The following is an 18271-nucleotide window of genomic DNA, read 5'->3' on the forward strand; positions in this document are numbered from 1 at the left end:
GAGGTCCTGCAAATTGCGCTGCAATACGCGCCGGAGCCCTTGCCTGATGCGGCTCCTGAGATAGTTGCACAGGATGACAAGCGCGAGACTGATTCCAAGGAGCGAATTAGCACGCATTAGCCGGAGGGCTTCCTTGACACAATTTTAGAGCCCTTGTTATAAAGCGGCTCTTATCGTGTCAGCAGGCCTTCCAGCACCCGCTTTGCTTACACTTAAAAGCAAGAAACAAACTCAATAGAAATTAAGGGGACTTAAGAGTGAACAAGTCGGAACTGATCGATGCCATCGCCGCATCTGCTGATATCCCGAAAGCTGTTGCTGGCCGTGCGCTGGACGCAGTAATTGAATCCGTTACTGGTGCTCTGAAGGCTGGTGACTCCGTAGTGCTGGTTGGTTTCGGTACTTTCGCTGTCAAAGAGCGTGCCGCTCGTACTGGCCGCAATCCGCAAACTGGTAACCCGATCAGCATCGCTGCTGCCAAGATTCCAGGCTTCAAAGCCGGTAAAGCTCTGAAAGACGCTGTCAACTAAGCCTCTTTCGGGTCTTGCCCTGCAGATCAGCTTAACGCCTGATCTGATAGCGGAGCGGTAGCTCAAACGGTCGATCCGTACCGAGTTACCACGGACTGCTGGTTTAAGTTCGTTCTGCTCCGCCAGTTACGAGAAGGCGCATCCACTGATGCGCCTTTCTTCTATCCGGATTTTACCCACACTGCGCGACTGCTTATTTTGTACAGTCGTTCTGGGGGACGCATGCTGCAGAACATCAGGGACAATTCCCAGGGTTGGATTGCCAAAGCCATTATCGGCATCATTGTCGCGCTGCTTGCGTTGACAGGCGTCGACGCCATTTTTACCAGTACCAGCAATAGCCAGAATGCCGCCGCGGTAAATGGCAAGAAAATCAGTACTGTCGAGCTGACTCAGGCCGTTGAAATGCAGCGACGTCAGCTGCTTCAGCAGCTTGGTCAGGATTTCGATGCTTCCTTGCTGGATGAGAAGCTGCTGCGTGAAGCCGCCCTGAAAGGCCTTATCGAACGCACCTTGTTGCTGCAAAGTGCCACCGATGCCAAGTTCGCCTTCTCTTCGCAGGCGCTTGACCAGCTGATTCTGAAAACCCCCGAATTTCTTGTCGATGGCCAGTTCAGTGCTGAGCGTTTCGATCAGGTGATTCGTCAGCTCGGCTACAACCGCCTGCAATTCCGTCAGATGCTCGAGCAGGAAATGCTGATCGGCCAGCTGCGGGCAGGGCTGAGTAACAGCGGCTTCGTCACCGATGCCCAAGTTCAGGCCTTCGCCAGCCTTGAAAAACAGACCCGCGACTTTGCGACCCTGACGCTCAAGGCTGATCCCGCCGCGGTTACGCTCAGCGACGATGACATCAAGGCCTATTACACGGCCCAAGCCAGCGAGTTTATGACTCCGGAGCAGGTTGTTCTGGAGTATATCGAGCTGAATAAAGAGTCCTTCTTCGATCAGGTCGAAGTCAGCGACGAAGCGCTAAAAACCGCTTACGAAAATGAAATCGCCAATCTGGCCGAGCAACGTCGAGCGGCCCACATTCTGGTCGAAGTGGGCGATAAGCTGAACGATGAACAGGCCAAAGCCAAGCTGCTTGAGGTGCAAAAGCGTCTGCAGCAGGGTGAAGACTTCGCCGCGCTGGCTAAAGAGTTATCCGATGACTCCGGCTCTGCCGTCGAAGGTGGCGATCTGGGCTTCGCCGGCCCTGGTGTTTACGATCCGGCTTTTGAGCAGGCGCTGTATGCCCTGACCGAGAATGCCGTATCGGCTCCGGTGCGTAGCGAGTTTGGCTGGCACCTGATCAAGCTGCTGGGCGTGCAAGCTCCCGAAGTACCTAGCTTTGCCAGCCTTGAAGAGAAGCTGCAGCGCGAGCTGAAGACTCGCCAGGTTGAGCAGCGCTTTGTCGAGGTCGCCAAGAATCTTGAAGATGCCGCTTTCGAGGCTTCGGATCTGGCGCAGCCGGCCCAGGAGCTCGGTTTGCAGGTCAAGGTCACTGAGGCGTTCGGGCGTCAGGGTGGTGAAGGTTTGACTGCCAACCGCCAAGTGATCGAAGCCGCATTCAGCGCCGAAGTGCTGGAAGATGGCAGCAACAGCAACGTGATCGAACTTGATCCTAATGCCGTGGTGGTGGTGCGCGTCAAAGAGCACAAGAAACCCGAGCAGCTCGCCCTTGAGCAAGTGGCGGAGAGTATTCGTGCCCAGCTGACCAAGGTGCGTGCCAGCGAGGCGGTCAAGGCCAAGGGCGAGGAGTTTCTCGCCGCTCTGCGCAGCGGCAAAACGCCGCTCGAGCAGGCCGATCCGAAGCAAGCTTGGCAAGTGGGCGAAGCCGCCACCCGTAGCCAGGAAGGTGTAGAACCTGCGGTGTTGCAGGCACTGTTCCGCATACCCAAGCCTGCTGCGGCGGACAAGCCGAACTTCGCCTCTGTCAGCCTCGCCAGCGGCGATCTGGTGCTAGTGCGTCTGAATGGCGTCAGCCAGCCTGAACAGGCCCTGTCTGACGAGGATAAGACCATGTACAGCCGCTTCCTGGCCTCGCGTATTGGTCAGCAAGACTTTGCTGCCTTCCGTAAGCAGCTGGAAGCCACGGCGGAAATCGAGCGTTTCTGATTGCGCTGAAGCTGAATAAAAAAGGCCGCTTAGTTAAGCGGCCTTTTTATGCCTGAGATTTAACGGCTCAGTCTTCCATGGCGCCCATGGCGGTGGTGTTGAAGCCGCCATCGACGTACATGATCTCGCCGCTGACACCCGAGGCCAGGTCGGAGCAGAGGAACGCGCCGGCGTTGCCGACTTCGTCGATGGTCACATTGCGACGCAGCGGAGTCTGCTTCTCGTTGGCGGCGAGCATCTTGCGAAAGCTCTTGATACCGGATGCCGCCAGGGTGCGGATCGGGCCGGCGGAGATGGCGTTGACGCGAGTGCCTTCTGGACCGAGGCTGCCGGCCAGGTAGCGTACGCCGGCTTCCAGGCTGGCCTTGGCCATGCCCATGACGTTGTAGTTCGGCATGGTGCGCTCGGCGCCCAGGTAGGACAGGGTGAGCAGGCTGCCGTTGCGGCCTTTCATCATCTCGCGACCGGCTTTGGCCAGGGCCACGAAGCTGTAGGCGCTGATATCGTGAGCGATGCGGAAGCCTTCACGGGTGGTGACCTGAGTGAAGTCGCCATCCAGCTGATCGCCGGGGGCGAAGCCCACCGAGTGGACGATGCAGTCCAGGCCGTCCCACTTCTTGCTCAGGGCTTCGAATACCGAGGCGATTTCCTCATCGTTGGCCACGTCGCAGGGGAAGCACAGTTCGGAGTTTGAGCCCCAACCTGCGGCGAACTCTTCGACCCGACCCTTGAGCTTTTCGTTCTGATAGGTGAAGGCCAGTTCGGCGCCTTCACGGTGCATGGCCGCAGCGATGCCGGAGGCGATGGACAGTTTGCTGGCTACGCCAACGATCAGTACGCGCTTGCCGCTTAGAAAACCCATGTGTGTTATTCCTCTTCCTGTCTGCAAGGATTAGTCAGCTGGGGCCATAAAGGCCGCTTCCAGCAACTGCTGTGTATAGATGTCCTGTGGCGCGGCAAAGACACTCGCAGCCGCGCCTTGTTCCACCACCTTGCCCTGTTTGACCACCATCACCTGATGGCTCAGCGCCCTGATTACGGCCAGGTCATGGCTGATAAACAGGTACGTCAGGTTGTACTTGGCCTGCAGCGAGCGCAGCAGTTCGACCACCTGGCGCTGCACGGTGCGGTCGAGTGCCGAGGTCGGTTCGTCCAACAATATCAGCGCCGGTTTCAGTACCAGGGCGCGGGCAATGGCAATCCGCTGCCGTTGCCCGCCGGAGAACTCGTGGGGGTAGCGGTGTCGGGTATCCGGGTCCAGACCTACTTCCACCAGTGCCGCGATGATGGCCTGTTCCTGCTCCGCAGCGCTGCCCATGCGATGAATCTGCAAACCCTCACCGACAATCTGCCCCACCGACATGCGCGGGCTCAGGCTGCCGAAAGGGTCCTGAAAGACCACCTGCATCTGTCGGCGTAACGGCCGCACCTCCTGTTGCGACAGGCCATCCAGGGCTTGGCCTTGAAAGCGGATGCCGCCTTGGCTGCCCAGCAAGCGCAAAATGGCCAGGCCCAGGGTGGATTTACCCGAACCACTTTCGCCCACTATTCCCAGGGTATGGCCCTGGGGCAGGCTGAAATTGATGCCATCCACCGCCTTTACATGATCGACGGTGCGCCGCAGCAAGCCTTTCTTGATCGGGAACCAGACGCGCAGATCCTTGACCTCCAGCAGCGGCTTGCCCGCCGGCTGATCAACCGGTCCGCCGCTGGGTTCGGCCCCCAGCAGTTCACGGGTGTAAGGGTGTTGCGGGGCATGGAACAGCTGGTCGCAGGATGCCTGTTCGACTATGTGGCCGCGCTGCATGACACATACCCGATGGGCGATGCGGCGCACCAGATTGAGGTCATGGCTGATCAGCAGCATGGCCATGCCCAGGCGTGCCTGCAGGTCCTTGAGCAGTTCGAGGATCTTAAGCTGTACGGTGACGTCCAGCGCCGTGGTCGGCTCGTCGGCGATCAGCAACTCGGGCTCATTGGCCAGGGCCATGGCGATCATCACCCGTTGCCGTTGCCCGCCCGACAGTTCGTGGGGGTAGGCCTTGAGGCGCTTGTGCGGCTCGGGGATGCCGACCAGCTCGAGCAATTCCAGGGTGCGGGCGGTGGCCGCTTTGCCGGTCAGGCCTTTGTGCAGGGCCAGCACCTCGTTGATCTGCTTCTCGATGCTGTGCAGCGGGTTCAGCGAGGTCATGGGCTCCTGGAAGACCATGGCGATGCGGTTGCCGCGGATGGCACGCAGCTTGTTCTCGCTGAGCTTGAGCAGGTCTTGCCCGGCGTAATGAATGCTGCCGCTCGGGTGCTGGGCCTGGGGATAGGGCAGCAGGCGCAGGATAGAGTGGGCGGTGACCGACTTACCGGAGCCGCTTTCGCCGACCAGCGCCAGGGTCTCGCCACGCTTGATAGCGAAGCTGACGCCTTCCACTACGCGCTGCCTGAGGCTGCCGGTGACGAACTCGACGGCCAGGTCGCGCACTTCGATAAGGTTGGTCGACTCGGTCATCTTATTTCCTCGGGTCGAAGGCGTCGCGCGCCGCTTCGCCGATAAACACCAATAAGGTCAGCATCAGTCCCAGCACGGCAAAGGCGCTCATCCCCAGCCAAGGGGCCTGCAGATTGGATTTGCCCTGGGCCACCAGTTCGCCCAGGGACGGGCTGCCTGCCGGCAGGCCGAAGCCGAGGAAGTCCAGGGCGGTGAGGGTGCCGATCGCGCCGGTGAGGATAAAGGGCATAAAGGTCATGGTCGAGACCATGGCATTGGGCAGGATATGGCGGTACATGATTGCGCCGTTCTGCATGCCCAGCGCGCGGGCGGCGCGCACATATTCCAGGTTGCGCCCACGCAGGAACTCGGCACGCACGAGATCGACCAGGCTCATCCAGGAGAACAGCAACATGATGCCCAGCAGCCACCAGAAGTTCGGCTGCACGAAGCTGGCCAGGATGATCAGCAGATAGAGCACCGGCAAGCCGGACCAGATTTCCAGAAAACGCTGCCCGGCCAGGTCGATCCAGCCACCGTAGAAGCCCTGCAGGGCACCGGCGAACACGCCGATCAGCGAGCTCGCCAGGGTCAGGATCAGGGCGAACAGCACCGAGATGCGAAAGCCATAGATGACCCGCGCCAGTACATCGCGGCCCTGGTCATCGGTGCCCAGCCAGTTCTCGCCGGAAGGCGGCGCAGGGGCTGGCACCTGCAGATCGTAATTGATGCTGGAGTAGCTGTAGGGGATGGGCGGCCAGAGCATCCAGCCGCCCTTGTCCTCGATCAGCTCCCGAATATAGGGGCTCTTGTAATTGGCCTGCAGCGGGAATTCGCCGCCGAAGGTGGTTTCCGGGTAGCGCTTGAGCACCGGGAAGTAGAGTTCGCCGTCGTACTGCACGACTAGAGGTTTGTCGTTGGCGATCAGTTCGGCGCCCAGGGTGACGAAAAACAGTGCGAGAAAGATCCACAGCGACCACCAGCCGCGCTTATGGGCCTTGAACAGTTGGAAACGTCGCTGGTTGATAGGGGAAAGTGTCATCTCAACTCTCCCGGCTTTCGAAGTCGATGCGCGGATCGACCAGGGTGTAGGTAACGTCGCCGATCAATTTCACCACCAGACCCACTAAGGTGAAGATAAACAGGGTGCCGAACACCACCGGGTAGTCGCGGTTGATGGCCGACTCGAAGCTCATCAGGCCCATCCCATCGAGGGAGAAAATCACCTCGATCAGCAGGGAGCCGGTGAAGAAGATGCCGATAAAGGCCGAGGGAAAGCCGGCGATGATGATCAGCATGGCGTTGCGGAACACATGGCCGTAGAGCACCCGGGCATTGCTCAGGCCCTTGGCGCGGGCGGTGATCACATACTGCTTGTTGATCTCGTCGAGGAAGCTGTTCTTGGTCAGCAGCGTCAGGGTGGCGAAGTTGCCTATCACCAGGGCGGTCACGGGCAGGGCCAGGTGCCAGAAGTAATCGAGTAGTTTGCCGCCGAGGCTGAGTTCGTCGAAGTTGTTCGAGGTCAGCCCGCGCAGGGGGAACCAATCCCAGTAACTGCCGCCGGCGAATAACACGATCAGCAGGATGGCGAACAGGAAGGCCGGGATCGCGTAACCGACTATGATCGCCGAACTGGTCCAGACGTCGAAGGCGCTGCCATGCCGGGTGGCCTTGGCGATTCCCAAGGGGATCGACACCAGGTACATGATCAAGGTGCTCCACAGCCCCAGGGAGATGGATACCGGCATCTTCTCGATGATCAGGTCGATCACCTGGGCATCGCGGAAGAAGCTTGCACCGAAGTCGAGCTGGGCATAGCTCTTGAGCATCAGCCAGAAACGTTCCGGGGCTGGCTTGTCGAAGCCGTACATGCGCTCGATTTCCGCCACCAGCTCGGGGTCCAGGCCCTGGGCGCCGCGGTAGTTGGAACCGGCCACCGAGACTTCGGCGCCGCCGCCGGCGATCCGGCTGGTGGCCCCCTCGAAGCCTTCCAGCTTGGCGATCATCTGCTCGACCGGGCCACCGGGGGCGGCCTGGATGATGATGAAGTTGATCAGCAGGATGCCGAACAGGGTGGGAATGATCAGTAAGAGGCGACGGAAGATATACGCCAGCATCTTATTGCTCCGGATTCGTGGAGGCGGCCGCTTGCGGCTGCGCCTCGGTAGCTTGCGGGCGAACCCACCAGGTGCTCAGGCCAATGTCGTACTGCGGGGTGACCTTGGGATGCTCGAAGCGCTTCCAGTAGGCCACGCGCCAGGTCTTGATATGCCAGTTGGGGATCACGTAGTGGCCCCAGAGCAGTACGCGGTCGAGGGCGCGGGTATGGGTGATCAGACTTTGTCGTGAGTGGGCATTGATCAGACCGTCGACCAATTGGTCCACGGCCGGGTCCTTCAAGCCGATAAAGTTGCGGCTGCCGGGGTTGTCGGCGCTGCTGGAGTGCCAGTATTCGCGCTGCTCGTTGCCGGGCGAGTTGGATTGGCCGAAGCCGCCGACGATCAGGTCGAAATCCCGTGAGCGCAGACGATTGATGTACTGGGATACATCGACCCGGCGAATCACCAACTCGATGCCGAGGTCCGCCAGGTTGCGCTTGAACGGCAGCAGCACCCGCTCGAACTCGGTTTGCGCCAGGAGGAATTCGAAGCTGACGGCTTTGCCCTCGGTATCCAGCATCTGGTCGCCTTCGACGCGCCAACCGGCTTCCTGCAGCAGCTGATAGGCGCGGCGCTGCTGCTCGCGGATGATGCCACTGCCGTCGCTGACCGGCGGTTGATACTCATGGGTAAAGACCTGCGGCGCTATCTGTTTGCGCAGGGGCTCCAGCAGCTTCAGTTCGCCGGCAGTGGGCAGGCCGCTTGCGGCCAGTTCGGAATTGTCGAAGTAGCTGCGGGTGCGGGTGTAGGCGCCATTGAACAGCTGCCGGTTGGCCCATTCGAAGTCGAACAGCAGGCCCAGGGCTTCACGCACCCGCGGGTCCTGAAACAATGGGCGGCGGATATTGAAGATAAAGCCCTGCATGCCGGTTGGGTTGTGGTTGTCGATTTCTTCCTTGACCAGTTGGCCGTTGGCAACCGCAGCAATGTCGTAGGCGGTGGCCCAGTTCTTTGCGCTGGTTTCCAGCCAATAGTCGAACTGCCTGGCCTTGAGCGCTTCCAGGGCTACTGTGTTGTCGCGGTAATAGTCGATCTGGCGGATATCGAAGTTGTAGAAACCACGACTGACCGGCAGATCCTTGCCCCACCAGTCCTTGACCCGTTCATAGCGAATCGAGCGCCCGGCTTGCACATCGGCGATCCGGTAGGGGCCGCTGCCCAGGGGTATTTCCAGATTGCTCTTGCTGAAATCGCGGGTGGCCCACCAGTGCTTGGGCAGCACCGGCAACTGACCGATGATCAGCGGCAGTTCGCGGTTGCCGGCACGTTTGAAGATAAAGCGTACCTTGCGCGGCCCTTCGACCTCGACCCGATCGACATCGGCGTAGTAGCCGCGGTAAGTGGGGGCGCCTTTGCTCATCAGGGTTTCGAAGGTGAATTTGACGTCTTCGGCGGTGATCGGCTGGCCGTCGTGGAAACGCGCCTCGGGGCGCAGATAAAAGCGTACCCAGGCGTTGTCCGGAGCCTTCTCGATTTTTGCCGCGACCAGGCCGTACTCGGTAAAGGGTTCATCCAGGCTGTGATGGGTCAGGGTGTCGTAAATCAGGCCGAGGTCGTCGGCGGCTACGCCCTTATTGATAAAGGGGTTGAGGCTGTCGAAGCCACCGAAGCCGGCCTGACGGAAACTGCCGCCTTTGGGCGCGTCCGGGTTTACGTAGGCGAAGTGCTTAAAGTTGGCCGGGTACTTGGGCGGCTCGTCATATAGGGTCTGCGCGTGTTTGGGGGCGGCCTGGGCCAGTCCGGCAAGGCCGAGTAGCAGGATGCCACTGCCCAGGGCTTGCAAGGCGCGCAATGCATAGGTCATTCAGCGTTCTCCAAGGATTTCAGCCACCAGGTGCGCAGGCCCAGGGTATAGGGCGGGGTGGTGACGAAGGCAAATCGGTTGCGGTACGCCAGACGGTGATAATCGATATACCAATTGGGGATGCTGTAGTGCTCCCAGAGCAGCACGCGGTCGAGGGCCCGGGTCGCGGCGACCTGCTGGTCTCGCGTCTGCGCGGACAGCAACTGCTCGATCAGGCCGTCCACCACCGGGTGCTTGACGCCCGCATAGTTCTTGCCGCCCTTGATGTTGGCCTGACTGGAGTGGAAGTACAGCGACTGCTCCAGGCCAGGGCTCAGGGTCTGCGGCATGGTCAATAGGATCATGTCGAAGTCGAATTGATCCAGGCGTTGTTTGTACTGGGCACGATCGACGGTGCGCAGGTTGGCCTGAATGCCGATGCTGGCGAGGTTTTCCGTAAAGGGCTGGAGAATACGCTCAAGGTTCGGGTTGACCAGCAATATCTCGAAACGCAGGGGTTCGCCCTGGCTATTCAGCAGGCGTTGCCCGGATGGCTTCCAGCCCGCCTCGGCCAATAGACCCAGGGCGCGGCGCAAGGTTTCCCGGGGAATGCCGCGGCCATCGGTGTGCGGCACCTCGAAGGGCTCGGTAAATAGTCGCTCCTGCAGCAGCTTGCGATAGGGCGACAGCAGCAGCCATTCGGCGCCTTCCGGCTTGCCGGTGGCGGAGAACTCACTGTTGGGGTAGTAGCTCTTGGCCCGTGTATAGGAGCTGTTGAACAGCGCGCGGTTGGCCCATTCGAAGTCGAACATCAGACCCATGGCTTCGCGCACCTTGCGCTCGGCAAAGACCGCGCGCCTGGTGTTCATAAACAGCGCTTGGGTCTGGGTGGGGATCTTGTGCGGGATTTCCGCCTTGATCACCTCGCCACGGGTCAGGGCGGGGAAGCGATAACCGCTGGCCCAGTTCTTCGCCTGTTGCTCGATATAGAAATCGAATTCGCCGGCCTTGAAGGCTTCGAAGGCCACATGGCTGTCGCGGTAGAACTCCACTTCGACCCGGTCGAAATTGTATTTGCCGCGATTGACCGGCAAGTCCGTGCCCCACCAGTCCTTGACCCGCTCGAAGGTCAGACTGCGCCCGGGGTTTACCTGGGTAATGCGGTAGGGCCCGCTGCCCAGTGGCGTCTCATAGGTGGTGATCTTGAAATCGCGGTCTTTCCAGTAGTGTTGCGGCAACACCGGCAGCTCGCCCAGGCGCAGGATCAGCAGCGGATTGCCGGCGCGCTTGAAGACGAAGCGAATGCGGTGGCGGTTGAGAATATCCACCCGCTGCACTTCCTGCAGATTGGTGCGGTACTGCGGGTGGCCCTCCTTGAGCAACAGCCTGTAGGAGAAGGCCACGTCATAGGCGGTGATGGGCTTGCCATCGTGAAAGCGCGCCTCGGGGCGCAGGTTGAACACCACCCAGCTGCGGTCTTCGCTGTATTCGACAGTCTTGGCGATCAAGCCATAACTGGAGGTGGGCTCGTCGCCCGAGGGATCGTAACCGCCGGTGCCCACCATCAGCGGGGCGTTGAGTTCATTGACGCCGTACTGCAGGAAGTTGGCCGTGCTGACCGGGCTGCTGCCCTTGAAGGTGTAGGGGTTCAGGGTATCGAAGCTGCCCGAGGCCATGATTCGCAGGGTGCCGCCCTTGGGTGCTTCGGGATTGACCCAGGCGAAATGGGTAAAGCTGGCGGAGTACTTGAGCTTGCCGAATTGGGCATAGCCGTGACTTTCGCGAAGAGTCGCCCAGGCCGGCAGGCTGACGACCAGGCAGAGGAACAGCGAGAGGAGGGGACGTATCAAGTGAAATATCCGATCCGTGGCGTCTTATGGGCTGCTAGTCAGGTACAGTAACAGCTTGTATCCGCTGGAAAAAGAGCAGTACAACCAGCGCTTAACTGTTTGACTACACTAGAGCAACCAATTGCGAGGCGAAGATCTTGGGTACACGTAGCCATGGTTTGCATTCATGGATTGAAAGATTCAACCAAGCTGAATTGCCCGCCCTCGCTGCGGTGGTGCAAGATTTGCACCGACTGACCCTAACTGGGAAGTCATCGGTCCAGCAATTGGCCGATGTGCTGCTGCGTGATGCGTCCTTGACCTCCAAGGTGCTGCGCATTGGCAATAGCGCCTACTACAACCCTTCCCAAGAAACGATCCGCACTATTTCCCGCGCCATCGTCTTGATCGGTTTCGACAATGTGCGTCAGATCGGCCTGTCGGTGAGTCTGATCGATGGCCTGTTGGGCCGCGCTTCCCGCAATCAATTGGAGGAGTTGTTGGCGCGCTCCTTTCATGCCGCCGTGCAGGCGCGCAATATCGCCGGCTACGTGCTGGCCAAGCATGAGGAAGAAGTCTTTGTCGCGGCCTTGCTGAATAACATCGGTGAGCTGGCTTTTTGGGGCTGCGCCGATGTTCAGGCCGATGAGTTGTCCAGCGCCCTGGCTCAGCCCGGTGTCGATAGCGACGATGCGGTGATGGAGGTGCTCGGCACCAGCTTTCGTCAGCTGACCCAGGGCTTGGTGAAAAGCTGGAACCTGGGAGGGATTGTCAGTCTGGCCCATAACAGCGCCAACCATAACGATCCGGCCGTGCGCGCGGTCAATCTGGGTGCGCGCATCAGCGAGGCGGCGCTGGATGGCTGGGATTCTGCGGCTATGGAGAAGCTGGTCGGCGAGATGGCGATCCTGATCGGCGTCAGCACCGAGGAGGCCATGCAGCAGGTGCTGGCCAGCGCCGATGAGGCGGTCAAGGTGGCCGCGACCTTCGGCGCCAGCGAACTGGGCAAGTTGATTCCCAACACCGATCCCGAGCTGATTCGCCTGCAGCAGGAACAGCGCAAGGCCCGCCTGTTGCAACCCAATCTGCTGGTGTTGCAGCAAGCCTTGCAGGATCTTGGGCAGATGGCGGTGCAGCGCGGCGATGTCGGCACCATCCTGGATACCTTGCTCAAGGGCCTGCATCAAGGGGCCGGGCTGGAACGGGTGATGCTGGTGGTCTTGGCCGATGGGCAGAGCTGTTTCCGCGCCAAGCGGGTAGTGGGCGAGGGCACGGAAAATGGCTTGAGTGATTTTCTCCTGCCGGTCGAGCAACCGGAGCAGCGGCATATCTTCAGCTATGTGCTGCGCAACAAGGAAACCTTATGGATGGGGGTGCCGGCCAGCTACAACCTCGCCGAGCTGGTGACCCAGCCGATTCGCCAGCGCCTGGGCCAGGGTATGTTCTTTATTGCGCCCTTGCTGGCCGGCAAGCGGGAAATCGGTGTGATCTATGCCGATGGCCGGGTCTCCGGACGGGCATTGAAGCATGAGCAGTTCGTGGCCTTTCAGCGCTTTACCCAGCTGACCGGGCGCTGCCTGGATGCCTTGAGCAAGAAGAGCTGATCAGGGTACGTAGAGCGTCAGCGTCTGCCCTGGCTTGAGGGCTTTGCCGGCTTTGGGGTTCCAGCTTTGCAGGCTCTTCATCGGCACTTTGAAGCGCTTGGCGATCAGGTACAGCGAATCGCCATGGCGCACTTTGTAATAGGTCGTGCTGCTGCGTGCGCCGCTCGCAGTTGGCGCCTTGCCATTCTGCAGCGTCAGCACCTGGCCGACCCGCAAGCTATTGCCCGAGAGCTTGTTCCAGCGGCGCATATCCTTGACCGAAACCCGATGATTTTTCGCGATTTGCCAGAGGTTGTCACCGCTCTTTACCCGATAGGAGCGTGCCGGCTCGCTGTATGGGGTTGAGCGTTGAAACACCGGCTCCCGTGGCTGCACACCAGGTTGGGCGGGAATGCTCAGGGTTTGGCCTACACGCAGGCTATTGCCGGAGAGCTTGTTGATGTCCTTGAGGGTATTGACGGTCAGCTGATAGCGGTTGGCGATGCCATGCAGGCTATCGCCGGCGCGCACCCGGTATTGCTGCCAGTCCACCTGTTCCTGGAGTTTCATCAACGACAGGTTGGCGGTCAACAATTCCGCCTTGTCGGTGGGCACCAGCAGGTGTTGGGGGCCGTCCAGGGTCACGCCTTTCTTGAAGGCGGGGTTGAGCAGGTAGAGCTCCTCTTCATCCAGGTCGGCCATGGCGGCAACCCGCGACAGGTCCATACGCTGTTTGAATACGACTTTCTCGAAATAGGGCTCATTGGCAATAGGGTCAAGGTTGACGCCATAGGCCTGTGGAGCCATCACTACCTGTGCCAGGGCCAGCAGCTTGGGCACATAGTTCTGGGTTTCGCTCGGCAGTGACAGGTTCCAGTAGTCGGTCGGCAAGCCGAGTTTCTGGTTGCGCTCAATCGCCCGGCTGACCCGACCTTCGCCGGCGTTATAGGCGGCGAGGGCGAGCAACCAGTCGCCGTTGAACATTTCCTTCAGGCGCGTCAGGTAGCTGATGGCCGCATCGGTCGAGGCCATCACATCGCGCCGGCCGTCGTACCAGTTGGTTTGCCGCAGATTGAAGTTGCGCCCGGTCGAAGGGATAAATTGCCACAGGCCAACCGCATTGGCCGGGGAGTAGGCCAGCGGGTTGTAGGAACTCTCGATCATCGGCAGCAGGGCCAGCTCCATCGGCATATTGCGCTGTTCCAGGCGCTCGACGATAAAGTGGATATAGGGGCTGCTGCGCTCGCCGGCTTTCTCGATAAAAGAGGGATTGCTGACGAACCACAGGCGCTGCTGTTCGATGCGCGGATTGAGGGTGATGTTGTCTTGCAGTTGGTAACCGTTGCGTACGCGTTCCCAGATGTCCTTGGGCTCTTCGGGGCGCTGCGCCTTGATGCTGTCGGTCAGCCACTCGGGCTCTTGCTCGAGGCCGACGGCCCGGTCGGTATCGCGCCCCTGGTCATTGGCATTCTTATCGCTCAGGCTCTGACAGCCGGCGAGGGTTAGGCAGAACACCACCACAAGCGCTTGGGAGCTTTGTGCCAATGCCTTTAAATGCAAGGACTTGCGTGGTGATAAAGACATTGGAGGTGGTGTTATTCCCGGCGCAAAGATCGGGGGATTCTAGGAAGCAGCAGGGAGTTGGTCAAGTTTTAACCAGTCTTTTGTGTGGTGTTCGTGCTTTTAGAAATTATCTTTCCAGGCCCGCAGGGCGGCGAACACCTGGCTGCTGGAGCGTTGCCGGGGGCCTTCGCGTTCGTCGATTTTCTCTTGCACAGCGGCCTCGGCGCTGCGCAGAAATGGATTGGTGGCACGCTCCAGGGCGAGGCTCGAGGGCAGGCTGATCTGCCCAACTGCACGCCAGGCGCTGACCTGTTCCAGGCGCTGCCTGATCTGGGCGTTATGCGGCTCGACGGTCGCGGCAAAGCGCAGGTTGCTCAGTGTGTACTCATGGGTGCAGAACACCAGGGTCTGTTCCGGCAGGGCGGCCAGGCGGCCCAGGGAGTCGTGCATCTGTTGCGGCGTACCTTCGAACAGGCGGCCGCAGCCGGCGGCAAACAGGGTGTCGCCACAGAACAGCCAATGTTGCTGGGCCTGGTAATAGGCGATATGGCCCAGGGTATGGCCGGGCACTTCGATGACCTTGAAACTGTGGCCGAGCACCTCTACTTGCTCGCCTTCGCTGAGCGCCAGGTCGCGGCCGGGAATCTTTTCCTTGGCGGGACCCAGCACTCGGGCTCCGCTCAGCGCCTTCAGGCGTTCGATGCCGCCGATATGGTCGAAGTGGTGGTGGGTGATCAGGATATCGCTCAGCTGCCAGCCCGCATGGGCCTTGAGCCAGGCTTCGACGGGCGCCGCATCGCCGGGGTCGACTACCGCGCAGCGGCGCTGCTCGGGGTCTTGCAGCAACCATATATAGTTGTCGGAGAATGCGGGCAGGGCGTCGATTTTTATCATGCTGTGGGTCGCTAAGCGGGCGGTAAAGGTGCATCTTAGGTCTCATTGGCGGTGCTGACTACTTAGGCAATCCTTATGTCTGATCACCCTTTTGCCCTGGCCGATAGCGATTGGCTCAGCCTGATAGGCCGGGCGCGCAACTGGTTCAACGGCCCGCTCGGGCAGTTGCTGTTGGAGCAGGAACGGCTGCTGTTGGAGGAAGAGTTGGCGCGCTTCTTCGGCGGTTATCTGGTGCATTACGGGCCATCGGCGCAGCCGATTCCCGATGCCCGGCAAATCCAACGCAGCGTGCGCCTCGGCGCCCCCTTCAGTGGAGTGGAAATCGTCTGCGAGGAGCAATCCTGGCCCCTGACCGAGCATGCGGCCGACGTGGTGCTGTTGCAGCACGGTCTGGACTTCAGCCTGTCGCCCCATGGTCTGCTGCGCGAAGCGGCGCGCAGCGTAAGGCCGGGCGGCCACCTGCTGATAGTTGGGGTCAACCCGATGAGCGCCTGGGGCCTGCGTCACTTCGTTACCCGCGATGCCTTGCGGCAGGCGCGATGCATTGCGCCCAGCCGGGTCAGCGACTGGCTGCACCTGCTGGGCTTCGCGCTGGAGAAACGCCGCTTCGGGTGCTATCGTCCGCCGCTTTCTGCGAGCGCCTGGCAGAGCCGCTTGGCGGGGCTGGAAGCTTTGGGCGCGGCCTGGCAGCTGCCGGGCGGCGGCTTCTATGTCCTGGTGGCGCGCAAGTTGGTGGTGGGCTTGCGTCCCTTGCGCCAGCCCAGCCGTCAGCCCATGGGCAAGCTGGTGCCGATGCCGGTGGCCAAGGTCAGCCGGCGCGAGACGCCGCGCAAGTAGAATCGACCGAATTAATTGAGTGAGAGATGGCAGCTACATGAGTGGACAGCATGAGTGAACAGGTCGAGATCTACACCGATGGTGCCTGCAAGGGCAATCCCGGCGTTGGTGGCTGGGGCGCGCTGCTGATTTTCAAGGGTGTGGAAAAAGAGCTGTGGGGCGGCGAGGCCGAGACCACCAATAACCGCATGGAGCTGACCGCCGCCATTCGCGCCCTGGCCGAGCTGAAGCGTGAGTGCGATGTGCGTCTGGTCACCGACTCCCAGTACGTCATGCAGGGGATTCAGGACTGGATGCCTAACTGGAAGAAACGCGGCTGGAAAACCGCCGCCAAGCAACCGGTGAAGAATGCCGACCTGTGGCAGCAGCTGGATGAGCAGGTCAACCGGCACAAGGTCACCTGGCAATGGGTGCGCGGCCATACCGGTCATCCGGGTAACGAGCGGGCCGACCAACTGGCCAATCGCGGTGTAGACGATGTGAGGAGTTTGAAGCGTGCGTAGTGTAGTTCTCGATACCGAAACCACCGGCATGCCGGTGGGCGATGGCCACCGGATCATTGAAATCGGCTGCGTCGAACTGATCGGCCGGCGTTTGACCGGGCGGCACTTCCACGTCTACCTGCAGCCGGATCGCGAGATCGATGAAGGCGCCATCGCGGTCCACGGCATCACCAACGAATTCGTCCAGGACAAGCCGCGCTTCAAGGAAATCGCCGAGGAGTTCTTCGAGTTCATCAAGGGCGCGCAGCTGATCATCCACAACGCGGCGTTCGACCTTGGCTTTATCAACAACGAGTTCGCCCTGATCAAGCAGCAGGACCGCGCCGACATCAGCGAGCACTGCTCGATCCTCGACACCCTGCTGATGGCCCGCGAGCGCCATCCTGGGCAGCGCAACAACCTCGATGCCTTGTGCAAGCGCTATGGCGTCGACAACTCCGGGCGTGACCTGCACGGCGCACTGCTCGACGCCGAGATCCTCGCCGACGTCTACCTGACCATGACCGGTGGGCAGACCAATCTGTCCCTGGCCGGCGACGGCTCCGAAGGCGACAGCAACGGGCGCCAGCAACCCAGCGCTATTCGCCGCCTGCCCGCCGAACGTCAACGCACCCGGGTGATCCAGGCAACTAGTGAAGAGTTGGCCGCCCACCAGGCGCGCCTGGCCATCATCGAGAAATCCGCCGGCGCACCGCCGCTCTGGGTGCAGCTGGAACAGCCCAAAGCCGAGGCCTGAGAGCCTAGGGTCTGTTGCCGTTTCATCGCGAGCCGCGTTGCCGCGCAAAATCTCGCCAGGCTAGGCGTGGGACGCAGGGAATGGTGTTCCCTTGCCAAGTCCCACAACACCGCATGGCGAGATTCTGCGCGCAACCCGAAGGGCCGGGCCTGTTTTAGCGCGATGCGGCGTTTCTCGACACTCATTTGGAACAACCAAACTTCGCGTCTCGTGCCTTGCCTCGCGCTAAAACAGGCTCCGGCGCGGTCGTGCTGAAACGGTAACAGACCCTAACGAGTTATCCCCTCGCGACCTTTTCGTACAGCGTCACGCAGTGGGGGTTCCGCCTGACGAGGCGAGCCTCTACCCTGGGGTGATAGGCAGGCTCGGACCTGTCACATTCAGGGACGCCACAATGTATAAAGACCTCAAATTCCCCGTCCTGATCGTGCACCGTGACATCAAGGCCGATACCGTGGCCGGTGATCGGGTGCGCGCCATCGCCCATGAACTGGAGCAGGACGGCTTCAGCATTCTCTCCACCGCCAGCTCCGCCGAGGGGCGCATAGTCGCCTCCACCCACCACGGCCTGGCCTGCATCCTGGTCGCCGCCGAGGGGGCCGGGGAGAACAAGCACCTGCTGCAGGACATGGTCGAGCTGATCCGCATCGCCCGCCGGCGCGCGCCGCAGCTGCCGATCTTCGCCCTGGGCGAGCAGGTGACCATCGAGAATGCACCGGCCGAAGCCATGGCCGACCTCAACCAGCTGCGCGGCATCCTCTATCTGTTCGAGGATACTGTGCCTTTCCTCGCCCGCCAGGTCGCCCGCGCTGCGCGCAATTACCTGGATTGCCTGCTGCCGCCGTTCTTCAAGGCCCTGGTGCAGCACACCGCGCAATCCAACTACTCCTGGCATACGCCGGGTCACGGCGGCGGCGTGGCCTATCGCAAGAGCCCGGTGGGGCAGGCGTTCCACCAGTTTTTCGGTGAGAACACCCTGCGTTCCGACCTGTCCGTGTCGGTGCCGGAACTGGGCTCGCTGCTCGATCATACCGGCCCCCTGGCCGAGGCCGAGGCCCGCGCCGCGCGCAACTTCGGTGCGGACCACACCTACTTCGTGATCAACGGCACCTCGACGGCGAACAAGATCGTCTGGCACTCCATGGTCGGCCGTGATGATCTGGTGCTGGTCGACCGCAACTGCCACAAGTCGATCCTGCATTCGATCATCATGACCGGGGCCATACCGCTGTACCTGTGCCCGGAGCGTAACGAACTGGGCATTATCGGGCCTATTCC

The 18271-nt window shown here is 60.9% G+C and carries 16 protein-coding genes; 8 read left to right on the plus strand and 8 right to left on the minus strand.

Going from position 1 to position 18271, the window contains the following annotated elements:
- From Q8Q83_RS20190 to Q8Q83_RS06480, 3 genes are all read left to right on the plus strand, one after another.
- A partial coding sequence (locus Q8Q83_RS20190; RefSeq protein WP_371132373.1) for a hypothetical protein occupies positions 1 to 120 on the plus strand: 120 nt, incomplete at its 5' end.
- 137 nt (positions 121 to 257) lie between these two features.
- On the plus strand, positions 258 to 530 hold the full coding sequence (hupB, locus tag Q8Q83_RS06475) for a nucleoid-associated protein HU-beta (RefSeq protein WP_010490206.1): 273 nt from the start codon (positions 258 to 260) through the stop codon (positions 528 to 530).
- A 222-nt stretch (positions 531 to 752) separates the two neighbouring features.
- The gene (locus tag Q8Q83_RS06480) at positions 753 to 2627 is read left to right on the plus strand and encodes a SurA N-terminal domain-containing protein (RefSeq protein WP_305622171.1); all 1875 of its coding nucleotides are present in this window, start codon (positions 753 to 755) and stop codon (positions 2625 to 2627) included.
- Positions 2628 to 2694: 67 nt separating this feature from the next.
- Here the strand turns inward: Q8Q83_RS06480 and fabI are convergent, their stop codons facing one another.
- From fabI to Q8Q83_RS06510, 6 genes are read right to left on the minus strand one after another with little or no spacing between them, the layout of a single operon-like run.
- Positions 2695 to 3489 carry an enoyl-ACP reductase FabI gene (gene fabI, locus Q8Q83_RS06485; RefSeq protein ID WP_305622172.1) on the minus strand — a complete coding sequence of 265 codons (795 nt, stop codon included), beginning with the start codon at positions 3487 to 3489 and terminating at the stop codon, positions 2695 to 2697.
- A gap of 30 nt (positions 3490 to 3519) precedes the next feature.
- Entirely contained in the window at positions 3520 to 5127 is a 1608-nt protein-coding gene (locus Q8Q83_RS06490) for an ABC transporter ATP-binding protein (protein ID WP_305622174.1), read from the minus strand.
- A 1-nt stretch (position 5128) separates the two neighbouring features.
- A complete protein-coding gene (locus Q8Q83_RS06495; RefSeq protein WP_305622176.1) occupies positions 5129 to 6148 on the minus strand; it encodes an ABC transporter permease in 1020 nt (339 codons plus the stop codon).
- 1 nt (position 6149) lies between these two features.
- Entirely contained in the window at positions 6150 to 7223 is a 1074-nt protein-coding gene (locus Q8Q83_RS06500; protein WP_305622178.1) for a microcin C ABC transporter permease YejB, read from the minus strand.
- 1 nt (position 7224) lies between these two features.
- Positions 7225 to 9069, minus strand: a complete 1845-nt coding sequence (locus Q8Q83_RS06505; protein WP_305622180.1) for an extracellular solute-binding protein — start codon at positions 9067 to 9069, stop codon at positions 7225 to 7227.
- A complete protein-coding gene (locus Q8Q83_RS06510; RefSeq protein WP_305622195.1) occupies positions 9066 to 10895 on the minus strand; it encodes an extracellular solute-binding protein in 1830 nt (609 codons plus the stop codon). The genes Q8Q83_RS06505 and Q8Q83_RS06510 overlap by 4 nt, the downstream gene beginning before the upstream one ends.
- A gap of 161 nt (positions 10896 to 11056) precedes the next feature.
- Here Q8Q83_RS06510 and Q8Q83_RS06515 point away from each other — a divergent pair, with 161 nt between their 5' ends.
- Positions 11057 to 12481, plus strand: coding sequence for an HDOD domain-containing protein (locus Q8Q83_RS06515; RefSeq protein ID WP_371132372.1), 1425 nt, complete (start codon positions 11057 to 11059; stop codon positions 12479 to 12481).
- On the opposite strand, the gene Q8Q83_RS06520 is transcribed toward Q8Q83_RS06515, so the two are convergent.
- Positions 12482 to 14044, minus strand: coding sequence for a lytic transglycosylase domain-containing protein (locus Q8Q83_RS06520; protein ID WP_305622184.1), 1563 nt, complete (start codon positions 14042 to 14044; stop codon positions 12482 to 12484).
- A 99-nt stretch (positions 14045 to 14143) separates the two neighbouring features.
- Complete coding sequence (gene gloB / locus Q8Q83_RS06525; protein WP_305622186.1) at positions 14144 to 14917, minus strand: hydroxyacylglutathione hydrolase; 774 nt, start codon at positions 14915 to 14917, stop codon at positions 14144 to 14146.
- 75 nt (positions 14918 to 14992) lie between these two features.
- Here gloB and Q8Q83_RS06530 point away from each other — a divergent pair, with 75 nt between their 5' ends.
- From Q8Q83_RS06530 to Q8Q83_RS06545, 4 genes are all read left to right on the plus strand, one after another.
- Complete coding sequence (locus Q8Q83_RS06530) at positions 14993 to 15754, plus strand: class I SAM-dependent methyltransferase (RefSeq protein WP_305622188.1); 762 nt, start codon at positions 14993 to 14995, stop codon at positions 15752 to 15754.
- A gap of 50 nt (positions 15755 to 15804) precedes the next feature.
- A complete protein-coding gene (gene rnhA, locus Q8Q83_RS06535) occupies positions 15805 to 16257 on the plus strand; it encodes a ribonuclease HI (RefSeq protein ID WP_305622189.1) in 453 nt (150 codons plus the stop codon).
- The gene (gene dnaQ, locus Q8Q83_RS06540) at positions 16250 to 16993 is read left to right on the plus strand and encodes a DNA polymerase III subunit epsilon (protein ID WP_305622191.1); all 744 of its coding nucleotides are present in this window, start codon (positions 16250 to 16252) and stop codon (positions 16991 to 16993) included. The genes rnhA and dnaQ overlap by 8 nt, the downstream gene beginning before the upstream one ends.
- A gap of 394 nt (positions 16994 to 17387) precedes the next feature.
- On the plus strand, positions 17388 to 18271 hold an 884-nt coding region (locus Q8Q83_RS06545), incomplete at its 3' end, for an Orn/Lys/Arg decarboxylase N-terminal domain-containing protein (RefSeq protein ID WP_305622193.1).

The sequence above is a fragment of the Pseudomonas sp. genome (assembly GCF_030696055.1).
In the GTDB taxonomy this organism is placed as follows: domain Bacteria; phylum Pseudomonadota; class Gammaproteobacteria; order Pseudomonadales; family Pseudomonadaceae; genus Aquipseudomonas.